The following is a 15,100-nucleotide window of genomic DNA, read 5'->3' as shown; positions in this document are numbered from 1 at the left end:
CACTTGAAAAATAGAATCCTTATCTACGCATGGAGAATAACATTTAAAAGTTTATTCTCCTTGGAACAGGAGAATAAACCACCTTAGAACAAGATATAGCAAGTGTTTTGTTTGACTATATTGCTGCTTTTTATCTAATGAGATATTTAAAGTTGTTGCACTGCATAATATGCTATAATAGTCTATGGAAAGTTGAGGAAATGATGAAAAAAGTATGGTTTGTAGCGCTGGTGCAGGGAGTGGTCTTATTTGTGATAACGGGTCTGCTCTGTTATTTTATGCGAGGGGATTTTTTCTTCCGTGCTTTGGCGCCGATTTTTGGTCTGGCAGCGGGAGCCTTTCGCTTCTTGACGGCCATGGTGACAAAAACGTTGGCTCCTAGTCTTTATGAGGATGGGAAGAAAAAGGAATAATCTATATAGCGTTAGCAGGTCTGGGAATATTGATTCCAGACCTTTTTATAAAAGTGGGTACTTTAAATAAAGACTTTTAATTTTTTTCAGAAAAAGGACAGGTAGGGGGGCTTTCCTAGGCTCTTTGTGGTAAAATAGTAACAGAATTAAAATTTTGGAGAGTAAAGATGAAACGTTCAATGTATGCGGGACGTGTTCGTAGTGAGCATGTCGGTCAGGAAATTACTTTGAAAGGTTGGGTTGCCCGCCGTCGCGATTTGGGAGGCTTGATTTTTATTGATCTGCGTGACCGCGAAGGCATTATGCAGCTAGTTATTAACCCTGAGAGTGTTTCAGATGAGGTCATGAAGACGGCTGAGAGTCTGCGCAGCGAGTTTGTCATTGAAGTGACTGGTAGGGTAGCCGCGCGTGAACAGGTCAATGACAAGCTGGCAACAGGAAGTGTAGAGCTTCACGTGGACAGTCTGACAGTACTGAATACTGCTAAAACCACTCCTTTTGAGATTAAGGACGGGATCGAAGCCAATGATGATACGCGCTTGCGTTACCGTTATCTGGATCTGCGTCGCCCCGAAATGCTAGAAAATCTCAAGTTACGTGCCAAAGTGACCCATTCCATCCGCAATTACTTGGATGAGCTGGAGTTTATAGATGTAGAGACACCGTTTTTGACCAAGTCAACGCCTGAAGGGGCGCGTGATTATTTGGTACCGAGCCGTGTCAATCAAGGTCATTTCTATGCCCTGCCTCAAAGCCCACAGATTACCAAGCAGCTTTTGATGAATGCTGGTTTTGACCGTTATTACCAGATTGTCAAATGTTTCCGAGACGAGGACTTACGTGGAGACCGTCAACCAGAGTTTACACAGGTGGACTTGGAAACTTCTTTCCTATCTGAGCAAGAAATCCAAGACATCACAGAAGGTTTGATTGCCCGTGTCATGAAGGAAACCAAAGGCATTGAAGTGACCTTGCCTTTCCCACGGATGAAATATGACGATGCCATGGCTCTCTATGGTAGCGACAAGCCAGATACTCGCTTTGACATGTTATTACAGGACTTGACAGAGCTTGTCAAGGACGTTGACTTTAAGGTCTTTTCTGAGGCACCAGCTGTCAAGGCGATTGTCGTTAAGAATGCAGCCGACAAATACTCGCGTAAAGACATTGATAAGCTGACAGAGCAAGCTAAGCAGTATGGAGCCAAGGGACTTGCTTGGGTGAAAGTAGTTGATGGAGAATTGGCCGGGCCTGTTGCCAAGTTCTTGACAGATCTGTCAAGTGAGTTGACAACTGCCTTACAATTAGAAGAAAACGACTTGGTTCTCTTTGTGGCAGATACTTTGGATGTTGCCAACGCAGCTCTAGGCGCTCTTCGTGTCCGTTTAGGCAAGGAATTAGGTTTGATTGACCCTGCTAAGTTTAACTACTTGTGGGTAGTAGATTGGCCAATGTTTGAGTGGTCTGAAGAAGAAGGCCGCTATATGAGTGCTCACCATCCGTTCACCCTGCCTCAAACAGATTCTGAGCAGGAGCTGGAAGGAGACCTGAGCAAGGTTCGCGCGATTGCCTATGATATCGTACTCAATGGTTATGAACTAGGTGGTGGTAGCCTACGGATCAACCAAAAAGATCTTCAGGAACGGATGTTTAAGGCTTTAGGTTTCTCAGCTGAAGAAGCGCAAGACCAGTTCGGCTTCCTTCTAGAAGCCATGGATTATGGTTTCCCACCACATGGAGGTCTGGCTTTGGGTCTGGATCGCTTCGTCATGCTTTTGGCTGGGGAAGAAAATATTCGTGAAGTCATTGCTTTCCCTAAGAATAACAAGGCTTCTGACCCAATGACGCAAGCACCAAGCTTGGTTGCTCCAGCACAATTAGAGGAATTAAGTTTACAAGTAGAATCACATGAAAAAGACTAGTTTGCGGAAACTTTTTCGCTATTATCTTCGTCGCTTTGCCTACCATGTCAAGTTGCTAGAAGTCCTGAAAAGTATTTCGCGTGAAAAATATGATGAGAAATTTTCAGCCTCTCTGGTATATGGCTTTCTCTCAGCAGTAGCGGTCAATTTCTTCTTTCAACCAGGGCATGTTTACTCAAGCGGGGCAACAGGCTTGGCGCAGATTGTCTCGGCTTTGAGTGGCCGCTTTATCGGCTTTACCATTCCAGTTTCCATTACTTTTTATGCGATCAATATTCCACTGATGATTTTGGCTTGGTACCAAATCGGGCATAAATTTACTGTTTTTACTTTTATCACTGTTTCGATGAGCTCGCTTTTTATCCATTTTGTGCCAGAAGTGACATTGACGACCAATCCTATCATCAACGCCCTGTTTGGAGGAGCTGTCATGGGGACAGGGATCGGCTTTGCCCTCAAGTCAAGCATTTCAAGTGGAGGGACAGATATTGTTAGCTTGACCATTCGCAAGAAAACTGGCCGCAACGTAGGCAGTATCTCCCTGATTGTAAATGGTATTATTATGCTAATTGCTGGTCTGACTTTCGGTTGGGAATACGCTCTTTACTCGATGATTACCATCTTTGTATCCAGCCGTGTGACGGATGCTGTCTTTACTAAGCAAAAGTGGATGCAGGCCATGATTATCACCAGTCATCCTGACGAAGTAATTAACAAAATTCACCACAAGCTCCACCGCGGTGCGACCATTATCAATGGAGCGGAGGGAACTTACAATCACGAGCAAAAGGCGGTGCTGATTACAGTCATTACGCGTGCTGAGTTTAGCGAATTTAAGTACATCATGAAGCAGACGGATCCGACCGCCTTTGTCTCCGTATCTGACAACGTACATATTTTAGGAAGATTTGTAGAAGAGTAGTCTCGATTATCGGCATTGTTAGTGGATCTTACTCAAACGTAATGCTTCCATCTATACATAAAATAAGGAACAAGTTCAGCTGGATGTCTTTCCATCCCAAAAGAACCTGTTCCTTTTTATATTTTTACTTTATTTCAGAACCAAAACTTGCTTAGCAGGAACTGTATAAGAGTCTGCTAGCGGGGCGATTGGTTTTTTAGCGTTAATATGCGGATACTGAAGGTGGATGCTTTGCTTCATTTTGTTTTCATAAGTCGCTGCTTCAGTACCAAAGTTAATCAAAATGGTCAGCGCTTGTTTATCTTTTTGAATCTTATATTCAACGAAGCTAGGGCTGAGCCATTTGACTTGACAAGCTTTTTGGATAGCAGAGCTAGTTGTCAGAGTCAGAAGCGGATGAGCCTTTCTAAAGGCAATGAGTTGCTTCAAAAATTCAATATCTTCGGAGTAGTGAAGTGAGCGCAGCCAGTCTAGCTTGTTGATCTCATCAGGCAGGTTGTAGGTGTTGTCAATCAGATTCTTGGTCCGATAAAATTCCTGCCCGCTGTGGAGGAAAGGAACCCCTTGGGCTAAGAGAACGATATGCAGTGCTAGACGAGAGCTAGCTAGGCGCTGACGGAGGCTGATATTTGGATTTTGAATATCAAAATAATCAAATACCGTTGCGTTGTCATGGCATTCTACATAGTTGATCGCCTGATGAGGCGCTAGGAAATGAGGCTCTCCTGTCAGGCCGACATTGGCTGTTAGAACATTTTCTAGCCAGCTAGTCGTATGCTCTTTGTCCAGTCGGCTACCTTGGACGATGGTTTGCTTGACCGTATCACGGAAATGATCGCTGAAGAATCCATACTCAGGTAGTTGCTCAGCGTTGAATTGGTGAGCTAGAAGGTTGCTATCAAGACCAGTAGGCATCTGCCAACCTTCTCCGTAAAGATAGATATTTGGATGGATGGCTTTTAGCTCCTGAGCGATTTGCTTCATGGTGGTTATGTCGAGAATGCCCATCAAGTCAAAGCGGAAACCGTCAAAGCCGTATAGGCTAACCCATTGCTGGACGGATTGTTGGATATAACGGCGCACCATAGCTTTTTCGCTGGCTACATCATTTCCGCAGAAGGTGCCATTTGTCCGTAGGCCTTGCTCATCGAGACGATAGAAGTAGCCTGGGACAATTTTTTCAAAAGCATAGGCATCTGCTTCATAGACGTGATTGTAGACGACATCCATGATAACGTTCATATCAGCCTGGTGATAAGCTGCAATCGCGTCTTGTAGTTCAAAGATACGAGTATAAGGATTGTGTGGGTCGCTTGACAAGCTGCCTTCAGGAACATTATACTGGACGGGATCATAGCCCCAATTATAAACGAGTTCGGGGTGTTTTTCGTCAACGCTACCAAAGTCATAGACAGGCATAAGCTGAACGTGTGTAATGCCTAAATCTTGCAAGTATTTTAGACCAAAAGTGTGGCCGTGTACGGTTGGAGATTCGGATAGAGAAGCAAATTTACCAGGTTGTGAGAAACCAGCTTCCTTTTGCATAGAGAAATCTCGCACGCTCATTTCATAGATAACGGCTTCTGTAGGCTTTACTTGGCTGGCAGCGCGCTGAATAGGTTTGCTAATCTTTTTGCGGTCAATGACATAACTATGGCCAGAGTTGGCATCTGAAGAGAGGGCATAGGGGTCATGTACTTCTACCCATTTTCCGTTCACCTTATGGATATAGTAGTAGGCCTTGCCTTCTAAGTCCCCAAGGACCTGCGTATGCCAGACACCTCTATCTTGCCTTTGGAGGGAGATGATCTGATCTTCCAGATGCAGCAAAACTTTTTCCGAAATAGGCGCCCACAGTTTGAAATCTGTTGCCTGAGGACTATAGCTAGCTCCCAAATCTCTTCCCTGGTAGCTAAATAATTCATCAAAAATTGGCTTTTGGACAATGTGGCGATACTGGAGAATGGTGTGATTGCGATCCTGATCATAGACTGTGTAGGATTCAGTCAAATCAATCGGATCATTGGCAGAAAGGGTATAGATAATCTGATGTTCTTGATTCTCAATTTTTTTGATGGTTAAAGGACTAGAGCTATGCTTGTCCTCTAGAGTGAAATGGATAGAATAAGCATCAAAGGACTTTTCCAATTCGATAGTGATGCTATTTTCATCATCTAAGTAGGCTTGGAAAATACGATAAACCATGAAATTTCTCCTTAACTAACGAGTAAGAATGCTGTGGGGGATGACTTGGCGATAGCAAGTATGCTTGTCATCCTTATTATCTTTAATGATTTGGAGCAAGGTACGGAAAGATTCCCTCCCCAACTCGAGGGTGTTGATATTAATATAGGCATCCACGTCGATGCGTGGCTTGATAGAGTCAAAAGTGATAATCGGGAAGCGGTAGTCAATGTCTTTGAGATAGTGGAGAGCCCCTTCGGCAACCATACTATCCGATGTCACAAAGGCCTCAATTTCCTGAATAGGCATCTTTTCCATAATCTTATAGCTGCTATCTTCCAAGAGGAAACCGAAAGAAAACTTGACGATATTTTCATCGAGAGGGATGCCTGCTTCTTCCAAGGCTTGTTTGTAGCCGGCAAAGCGGTCTTGGGATACGACAAGCTCTTTATTCCCAGCCAGAAAGGCAATTTTTTTATAACCTTGATCTAGGAAATATTTGGTTGCATCGTAGCCAGCCTTGATATTATCATTATCGACCAAAGAAACAAATGGTGACACTGCTTTCCCTAAAATCAAGAAAGGAAATTTGTTTTTAATCGCAAAGTCAACCAGCGGATCGTTTGGCTTAGAATAGAGAAAAATCAAACCATCGACACGTTTTCCAAAAATCATTTGTTTGATATTTTCTAAGCGGTGTTCCTCGTCCTGTCCGGTGCTAATCTGAATGGCATAGTCATGTTCAGATGCGATGCGCGAAATCCCCCGCAAGACAGTTGGAAAGAATGGGTTTTGGTAAAAAACATCCGAATCATCGGGCAGCACCAGACCGATGACTTGGGTAGACTGACTGACCAGACTTCTAGCGTTGAGATTTGGATGATAGTCCAGCTCCTTCATAGCAGCGCGGACGCGTTTTTTTGTTTCATCACTGATGGTAGACTTGTTTTGTACGACGCGTGTCACCGTTGAGGGAGACACACCCGCTAATTTCGCTACTTCTTTAATCGTAACGCGCATAATAACCTCCTAATTTCTGAAATCCTCATCACGAAAATGTGTTTTGTAGAAAATAATCACCAAATAAAGAACAAACAAGATATTTTGGACGGTGATGATCGTAGGCAGGCTTTGCCCAAATAAGCCGCAGATAAGACCGATAATCGTTGGTAATCCTAGGCAGTTGAGGATAAAGTGATAGCATTCTTTAAAGGTTTTAAAAGAAAATAGCCGTGATTTCTTGGTCAGATAGAGCAGGAAGGAGGCACCGAGTGCTAGAAAGGCAAAGTTAATGCTAAAGAGGAAACCTGCGGAGAGGACTAGAAAGAGGCTGATTACCAGGCGGTTTTGTTGGAACCAGTCTTTAGAAATGGCTTCGGTCAGGGCTTCTTTGCTTTTCAGAGCCTTCTGATCAATGGCTTGGTAGCGGATATTGGCCAGTTCTTTTCCTTCTTTAGTGATTTTGAGATTTTCTTTGTCGAAGTAAAGGGTCAGCTCCTTGCCTAATTTGAGCTCATCGTGATGGCCAATAATGACAGTCCCAGCGGTATTGTGATGAATCCCTTCAGGATTTTCAGTGGCCAACATATGGTCTTTTATCTGGGTATGATGGTCCAAGTCAATCATCACGTCTTCATCCAAAGTGTCAAAAGCCTTATCGACAAAAGTATCCAGAGCATAGCTCGTCAAAGATGCTGTTTGAACAGCCACAGGAATCAAAGACAGAGAAATCAAAAAGATACTGGTAAAGATGAGCTGGAACCAGCTGAGCATGCGACGATTGGCGAAAGTTTTTCTAAAACCAATCAAGCTCGAAAAATAATTAAAAGGATAAGGTAACATAGCTGCCTCTTTCTAAAATTATAATCAGGTGGTGGCCAATAAAGAACTTATTGGCTGCCATATAACTATAATTGTCTTTAAATCAAAAACAGGGTGGGACAAGATTATCCCTTGTCTCCACCACTTGTTAAACCAGATACAAAATTCTTTTGCAGGAAGAAGAAGAGAATACAGATTGGAAGGGCAGTGAGAATCGCACCGGCAGCAAAGAAGGCAATTTTTTGATTCTTGACATCACTGACGAAGGTACGAAGACCAACTGCAACCGTATAAAATTCTTTTTCACGAAGAAGGAAGCTAGAGAGGATATAGTCTCCGAAAGGTCCCATGAAGGCCCAGAGAGCTTGCACAGCAATCATTGGACGAACGAGAGGCAGGATAATCTGCCAGAAACGTCTGAAATGACCAGCACCGTCTAATTTAGCTGACTCATCCAGAGACATAGGAACGGTATCGAAGTATCCTTTCATCAACCAAGCATTCATTGGGATACCACCACCCACATAAAGGAAGATGAGGAACCAGCTTTGGTTGAGGGCATTGAGCATCAGCGCCATAACGAAGAAGGCGGTCAGAGCTGCAATAGTTGGCACCATTTGGATAATCAAGAAGAAGACCAAACTTTGCTTTCTTGCGATGAAATTGTAACGGCTGTATGCATAACCTGCAAGTACAACTATACTGGTTTGGACAATCATTGTCAAGACGGCAATGATAATAGTGTTAAAGTACCAAGTACCATATAGAGTCTCTGAGAAGAGACGAGAGAAGTTTTCCAGACTGAAGTTGATGTCTGTGTCTAGCTTGAAGGCCACGACATTCCCCGTCTTGAAAGCAGACATGATCGTGATCAAGAGCGGGTAGAGAATGATAACGGAAAGCACTACAAGGTAGAGATAGGTCAAACTATGGTTGATAAAACGTTTAAATTTAACAGAACTATTCATCTTATACATCCTCCATATCAAATGCGTGTAGTTTCTTGAAGGCAATCATAGAGATAGAGATGACGATGATGGAGATGATGAGGGTAACGGCCGCCGCCATTGAATATTGTGGTGCTGTACCTGTGGTCAATCGATAAATCCAAGAGATCAGGATATCAGTTGAACCGGCTCCTCCACCGACACTACCAGGACCACCTGCATTGAAGAGGTAGATGATTGAGAAGTTATTAAAGTTAAAGGTGTATTGACTGATCAAAGTTGGTGCCGCAACTGCCAAGATCATTGGGAAAGTGATGTTGCGGAATTTCTGCCAAGCATTGGCTCCGTCGATGTAGGCTGCCTCGTAAAGGTCATTTGGAATAGACTGCAAGATACCTAGGGTCAGGACGTAGATATAAGGGAATCCAAGCCAACCCTGCATCATAATCAGAGCAATCTTAGTCCAAGTCGGATCAGTCTTCCACGGAATCAGATGTCCATTTAAGAAAGGGAGAACCTTGCCGAGAAGTGGGATAACCTGAGTATTGATGGCCCCGATACTATCGTTGAACATATTTGAGAAAGTCAGGATAGTGATAAAGGCTGGAACTGCCCAAGGAAGCAAGAAGATAACACCGAAGATGCGTTTTCCTTTGATGAATGGCTGGTTGGCAATGATAGCGGTGAAAATACCGATTACGATTTGCAAAGTAGAGGCTGCCAGTGCCCAGATGATAGTCCAAGTCAAGACAGAACCAAAGGCCGCACGGAAGGTGCTCAATTGCCAAATGTTAGCAAAGTTGGTAAAGCCAACCCAATCCAAGAGTTTATTTGGCGGCAAGTGTTTGAAATCATAGTTTGTAAAGGCGATCAAGAGTGTTACCAATACAGGGAAAATGATGGCAAAGGTCATCGCCAGATAAGAAGGAATAATCAGCAAGTAAGGGAAGCCATTTTCATAGATTCCATCAAACATTTCCTTCAAGGTAGTATGAACAGGATAATCATTGTTCCACTGTTTAGCAACCGTCCGAGCATCCTTCAAGTTAAATCCATAGAAAATCAGGAAAAATGCCACAAGGATGAGATGGAAGGCACCGCGAATCAGCATGAAGAGTGAGTTGTCCCCACGGACTTCACCAAGAGTGATGAGATTTTCAATTTCTGGTAGGGCAATAGCTACGAAATAAGCTAAAAATGCAACTGTAACCCCAAGAAAGATGTATCCTTTGGCTTTTTGATCATTATAGATTTGCCCCAACCCTGGAATGAGGGAGCGCAACATGGCTTGTTTGGGATCTTTTTTTGTCATTGTAGTCTCCTTAGATACGAGAAAGATTGAGGAAGTGCAGCAAGTACAAGTCCTAATCTGAGTTTTTCTTATTAGAAGATAGAATAAATCCTCATTCTATCAAACAAGGGGTAGGGAAAATTCCCACCCCTTTATTTAAACTTGCTTATTTGTTGCCGAATTTTTGATCGATAGTTTCTTTGATCAATTTAACAGCATCTTCAGCTGAAGTTTTAGCATCTTTCTTGCCGCTTACAGCATCGAAGAGCATGTTCTTAGCTGGATCCCAAACAGTACTCATTTCAGAGATGTTTGGCATTGGTTCTGCAGATTTGAACTGTTTAACAACCGCATCTGTCAATTCATCTTTCTTGCTTACAGCGTATTCACGTGCTTCTGTGTTAGCAGGAACTTCGTTTGTTGCATCGTAAAGAGCTTTTTGTTGTGCAGTTGATGCAAGGAAGTTAACGAATTTTTGTGCGCCGTCAACGTTCTTAGAACCAGCAGGGATGACCCAAGCTTTACCACCACCAAAGGCTTTGTATTCTTTGCCGTTTGGAAGTGTTGGGATAGTTGCTACACCGTAGTTTACTTTAGCTTCTTTAAGAGATGCAGCTTTCCAAGGACCGTCGATGATTGCTGCAGTTTTTCCACCTTGGAATTGAGTTTGGATCAAGTTAGGAGCACCTTCTGTATCTTGCATACCTTTAGGCCATTTTGCATACCAAGTTTTAGCGTACTCAATTCCTTTGATAGCACCTTCGTTAGCCAAACCTACATCTTTAGGATCTGTACCATCTTTACCGAAGACATAAGCACCGTTTCCAGAAAGGAGACCGTAAGCATAGTAGAAGTTTGTCCAGTCAGCAAGGAAGGCAGTTGTTTTACCGTCTTCTCCTTCAAAAGCGTACTTGCTATCTTTAGCCAATTCTTCAAGTTCAGCAAATGTTGTAGGAGCTTTTTGGATCAGGTCTTTGTTATAGTACATTACTAAGGTCTCGATAACAGCAGGAGCACCGTAAGTAGTACCGTCGATTGATACCAAAGATTTAGTAGTATCGTCAGCTTTTGCATCTTTACCCAACTCAACTTCTGAAAGTTGTCCGTCAGCACCTAGGCTTCCTACGCGGTCGTATGGTGCCATCATGACATCTGGAGATTTACCAGATTGGTTGTCAAGTGAAAGGTTATCAAGACCTGTAAGAGCATCACCAGTTTTGATAGTGACCTTTGTTCCGGTTTCTTTTTCGTAAGCTTTGGCAGCTTCTTCCATGTAGCTCTTGTAGCCTGGGTCTACATAAGCAGTGAGCTCATTACTTGCAGCAGTTTCTTTTTTAGAAGATTTGCTACCGCAGGCTGTCAAAATAAAACCTGCTAAAGCAACAGTACCGAGAACAGCAACGCTCTTCAACATTTTGTTTTTCATGATTATTCCTCCTAAAGAATAAAAGTGTAATACCATCTAAGAACACGCTTGCATAGCGCAAACGTTTTCTTGAACTTAAAATAATTTTAGCACAAAAGGTAAACGCTTGCAAGCGTTTTTAAGAAAATTTTAAAAAATTTTTAAGGAAAGAATGTTAATTTAGATGATATATAAGGAAAGAAAATGGAAATCTATGGTATAATAAATAAAAAAGTTTTTTAAAAAGCTTGCACTTGAAAAAAAAATAGGTTATAATTCAAGCAACGCAAACGTTTTCGCTAAATAAAGTAGGAAACAAGCATGAAAAAATTTTTGAGGTGTTACATATGAAAGCGAGACAAAGTGGTGTATTGATGCACATTTCCTCTTTGCCAGGCAAGTACGGGATTGGTTCTTTTGGTCAGTCTGCTTATGATTTTGTGGATTTCTTAGTTAGAACGAAGCAACGTTATTGGCAAATCTTGCCTTTGGGAACGACTAGTTACGGGGACTCTCCTTACCAGTCTTTCTCAGCCTTTGCAGGGAATACTCACTTTATTGATTTGGATTTCTTGATTGACGAAGGCCTGTTGGCAGAAGAAGATCTAAAAGGTGTTGATTTTGGTGATGATCCAAAAGCTGTGGATTATGCAAAAGTATTTGAAGCACGTCGTCCTCTTTTGGAAAAAGCGGTTGCTCGTTTCCTTAAAGTTGGCGATCTTGACAAATTCCGTCACTTTGTTGCGGAAAATGCAGCTTGGTTGGAGCTTTTTGCGGAATACATGGCTGTTAAAGAGCATTTTGATCTGAAAGCTTGGACAGAATGGCCAGATGAAGCAATTCGTCGTCGCCAACCAGAAAGTTTGGCTAGCTATCGTGAGAAATTGGCAGACAAGCTGGAGTACCATCGTGTAACTCAATATCTCTTCTTTAAACAATGGCTAGAACTCAAGAAATATGCCAATGACCATCACATCGAAATCGTTGGAGACATGCCAATCTATGTAGCTGCTGACAGCGCAGATGTTTGGGCTCAGCCTCACTTCTTCAAGACAGATAAGCAAGGTCGCCCAGTCAAGGTTGCTGGCTGCCCACCAGATGAATTCTCGGAGACTGGCCAATTGTGGGGTAACCCAATTTATAATTGGGATGCCATGGATCAAGATGGCTATGCTTGGTGGATTGAGCGTCTTCGCGAAAGCTTTAAGATTTATGACATTGTTCGGATCGACCACTTCCGTGGCTTTGAGTCTTATTGGGAAGTGCCAGCTGAGTCTGATACAGCGGCTACTGGTCACTGGGTCAAAGGACCAGGTTATAAACTATTTGCCGCAGTGAAAGAAGCTTTGGGTGATTTGAACATCATTGCAGAGGACCTTGGATTCATGACAGATGAAGTCATTGAATTGCGTGAGCGTACTGGCTTCCCAGGTATGAAGATTCTTCAATTCGCTTTCAACCCAGATGATGAAAGCATCGATAGTCCACACTTGGCGCCACATAATTCTGTGATGTACACTGGTACTCACGACAATAATACTGTATTGGGCTGGTATAAGGATGAGATCGATGATCCAACCCGTGAATACATGGCTCAGTACACTAACCGCAAAGAATACGAAACGGTGCCACATGCAATGCTTCGTACAATCTTTGCTTCCGTTAGCTACATGGCTATCGCAACGATGCAAGATTTGCTAGAGCTAGATGGCTCTGCCCGCATGAACCTGCCTTCTACAATTGGTGGTAACTGGGCATGGCGGATGACGGCTGAAGAGCTTAACCCGATTGTAGAAGGTCAGCTTTATCATTTGACTAAGGTCTATCGTCGTCTGAATACGGACTTACTTTCATAAGACAATAAATTTCAATACTTTCTAATACTAGGAGAAATCATGTCAAACTTACAAACATATATCCAAAATACTTATCAAAAGCAAATTGCTGATTGTAGCAATGAAGAGCTTTACTTGGCTCTCTTGAACTACACAAAATTGGCTAGTGCTCAAAAACCAGTCAATACTGGTAAAAAGAAGCTCTACTACATCTCAGCTGAGTTTCTTATCGGAAAACTCTTGTCAAACAACTTGATTAACTTGGGTCTTTATGACGATGTTAAGCATGAATTGGCAGCGGCAGGCAAAGACCTGATCGAAGTAGAAGAAGTGGAATTGGAACCATCTCTTGGTAACGGTGGTTTAGGCCGTTTGGCAGCCTGCTTCTTGGACTCTATTGCAACCTTGGGTCTCAATGGTGACGGTGTGGGTCTTAACTATCACTTCGGTCTTTTCCAACAAGTTCTTAAAAACAATGAGCAAACAACTATTCCAAACTTCTGGTTGACAGAGCAAAACTGGTTGGTTCGTTCAAGCCGTAGCTACCAAGTGCCATTTGCTCACTTCACTTTGACATCTACTCTTTATGATATTGATGTGCCAGGTTATAAGACAGCAACTAAAAACCGTTTGCGCTTGTTTGACTTGGATTCAGTTGATTCTTCAATCATCAAAGAGGGAATCGAATTTGACAAGACAGATATCGCTCACAACTTGACTCTTTTCCTTTATCCAGATGATAGCGACAAGCAAGGTGAATTGCTCCGTATCTTCCAACAATACTTCATGGTTTCAAACGGTGCACAATTGATCATCGATGAAGCGATCGAAAAAGGAAGCAACTTGCATGACCTTGCAGACTACGCAGTTGTACAAATCAACGATACTCACCCATCACTGGTTATTCCTGAGTTGATCCGTCTTTTGACTGCACGTGGTATCGAGCTTGATGAAGCAATCTCAATCGTGCGTAGCATGACTGCCTACACAAACCACACTATCCTTGCTGAAGCCCTTGAAAAATGGCCTCTTGAATTCTTGCAAGAAGTGGTTCCTCACTTGGTACCAATCATCAAAGAATTGGATCGTCGTGTCAAAGCAGAATACAAAGATCCAGCTGTTCAAATCATTGACGAGAGTGGTCGTGTTCACATGGCACACATGGATATCCACTATGGATACAGCGTTAACGGGGTTGCAGCACTCCACACTGAAATCTTGAAGAACTCTGAGTTGAAAGCTTTCTACGATATTTATCCAGAGAAATTCAACAACAAGACAAACGGTATCACATTCCGTCGTTGGCTCATGCACGCAAACCCACGTTTGTCTAGCTATTTAGATGAACTTCTTGGTCGCGATTGGCACCATGATGCTGCTAAGTTGGAAGGTCTACTTGACTTTGCCGGCAAGCAAGAAGTTAAAGAAAAGCTAGAAGGCATCAAGTCTCACAACAAGCGTAAATTGGCTCGTCACTTGAAGGAAGCTCAAGGCGTGGAAATCAATCCAGAATCTATCTTTGATATCCAAATCAAGCGTCTTCATGAGTACAAGCGCCAACAAATGAATGCATTGTATGTGATCCACAAATACTTGGACATCAAGGCTGGTAACATTCCTGCTCGCCCAATCACTGTCTTCTTTGGTGGTAAGGCAGCGCCTGCTTACACAATTGCCCAAGACATCATTCACTTGATCCTTTGCTTGTCAGAAATCATCGCGAATGACCCAGCAGTGGCACCATACTTGCAAGTGGTTATGGTTGAGAACTATAACGTTACAGCATCAAGCTTCTTGATTGCAGCTGGTGATATTTCTGAGCAAATTTCACTTGCTTCTAAAGAAGCTTCAGGTACTGGTAACATGAAATTCATGCTCAACGGTGCTTTGACACTTGGTACTATGGACGGCGCTAACGTGGAAATCGCTGAGTTGGTTGGCAAAGACAACATCTACATCTTTGGTGAAGATTCAGAAACAGTTATCGACCTTTACGCAAAAGCAGCTTACAAATCAAGCGAATTTTACGCTCGTCCAGCTATCAAACCGTTGGTTGACTTTATCATCAGCGATGCTGTTCTTGCAGTAGGTAAGAAAGAACGCTTGGAACGTCTTTACAATGAATTGATCAACAAAGACTGGTTCATGACGCTTCTTGACTTGGAAGACTACATCAAAGTCAAAGAGCAAATGCTTGCTGACTACGAAGACCGCGATGCATGGTTGGATAAAGTGATCGTTAACATTGCAAAAGCTGGCTTCTTCTCAGCAGATCGTACAATCCAACAATACAATGACGAAGTATGGCATTTGGATAACTAATAAATTGAATAACTTAAAAAGCCTAGACAGTCCTGTCT

The 15,100-nt window shown here is 42.8% G+C and carries 11 protein-coding genes; 5 read left to right on the top strand and 6 right to left on the bottom strand.

The window, feature by feature from the left end; translation table 11 throughout:
• Positions 1-200 precede the first annotated feature (200 nt).
• The 3 genes from D8792_RS04705 (at position 201) to D8792_RS04695 (ending at position 3,257) form a co-directional block, all read left to right on the top strand.
• Positions 201-413 (top strand): hypothetical protein, encoded by a 213-nt coding sequence (locus D8792_RS04705; protein ID WP_125373101.1) that lies wholly within the window; start codon positions 201-203, stop codon positions 411-413.
• A gap of 167 nt (positions 414-580) precedes the next feature.
• Positions 581-2,335, top strand: a complete 1,755-nt coding sequence (gene aspS, locus D8792_RS04700; protein WP_125373100.1) for an aspartate--tRNA ligase — start codon at positions 581-583, stop codon at positions 2,333-2,335.
• Positions 2,322-3,257 carry a YitT family protein gene (locus D8792_RS04695; protein ID WP_125373099.1) on the top strand — a complete coding sequence of 312 codons (936 nt, stop codon included), beginning with the start codon at positions 2,322-2,324 and terminating at the stop codon, positions 3,255-3,257. The genes aspS and D8792_RS04695 overlap by 14 nt, the downstream gene beginning before the upstream one ends.
• Positions 3,258-3,386: 129 nt before the next feature.
• Here the strand turns inward: D8792_RS04695 and pulA are convergent, their stop codons facing one another.
• The 6 genes from pulA to D8792_RS04665 form a co-directional block, all read right to left on the bottom strand.
• The gene (gene pulA / locus D8792_RS04690; protein ID WP_125373097.1) at positions 3,387-5,462 is read right to left on the bottom strand and encodes a type I pullulanase; all 2,076 of its coding nucleotides are present in this window, start codon (positions 5,460-5,462) and stop codon (positions 3,387-3,389) included.
• 15 nt (positions 5,463-5,477) lie between these two features.
• Entirely contained in the window at positions 5,478-6,461 is a 984-nt protein-coding gene (locus D8792_RS04685; RefSeq protein ID WP_125373096.1) for a LacI family DNA-binding transcriptional regulator, read from the bottom strand.
• A 9-nt stretch (positions 6,462-6,470) separates the two neighbouring features.
• Entirely contained in the window at positions 6,471-7,283 is an 813-nt protein-coding gene (locus D8792_RS04680; RefSeq protein WP_125373095.1) for a DUF1189 family protein, read from the bottom strand.
• 104 nt (positions 7,284-7,387) lie between these two features.
• Complete coding sequence (locus tag D8792_RS04675) at positions 7,388-8,230, bottom strand: sugar ABC transporter permease (RefSeq protein WP_125373094.1); 843 nt, start codon at positions 8,228-8,230, stop codon at positions 7,388-7,390.
• A 1-nt stretch (position 8,231) separates the two neighbouring features.
• Positions 8,232-9,521, bottom strand: a complete 1,290-nt coding sequence (locus tag D8792_RS04670; RefSeq protein ID WP_125373092.1) for a carbohydrate ABC transporter permease — start codon at positions 9,519-9,521, stop codon at positions 8,232-8,234.
• A gap of 145 nt (positions 9,522-9,666) precedes the next feature.
• Positions 9,667-10,926 (bottom strand): extracellular solute-binding protein, encoded by a 1,260-nt coding sequence (locus D8792_RS04665; protein ID WP_005591470.1) that lies wholly within the window; start codon positions 10,924-10,926, stop codon positions 9,667-9,669.
• 317 nt (positions 10,927-11,243) lie between these two features.
• Here D8792_RS04665 and malQ point away from each other — a divergent pair, with 317 nt between their 5' ends.
• Both malQ and glgP read left to right on the top strand, forming a co-directional pair.
• Complete coding sequence (gene malQ, locus D8792_RS04660) at positions 11,244-12,761, top strand: 4-alpha-glucanotransferase (protein ID WP_260470224.1); 1,518 nt, start codon at positions 11,244-11,246, stop codon at positions 12,759-12,761.
• Between the two features lie 39 nt (positions 12,762-12,800).
• Positions 12,801-15,062 carry a glycogen/starch/alpha-glucan family phosphorylase gene (gene glgP, locus D8792_RS04655; protein WP_125373090.1) on the top strand — a complete coding sequence of 754 codons (2,262 nt, stop codon included), beginning with the start codon at positions 12,801-12,803 and terminating at the stop codon, positions 15,060-15,062.
• The last annotated feature ends 38 nt before the right edge of the window (positions 15,063-15,100 follow it).

The organism is Streptococcus cristatus (genome assembly GCF_003943505.1).
In the GTDB taxonomy this organism is placed as follows: domain Bacteria; phylum Bacillota; class Bacilli; order Lactobacillales; family Streptococcaceae; genus Streptococcus; species Streptococcus cristatus_E.
Note: the sequence above shows the minus strand (reverse complement) of the source record. Positions and strands in the feature narration are given on the sequence as shown.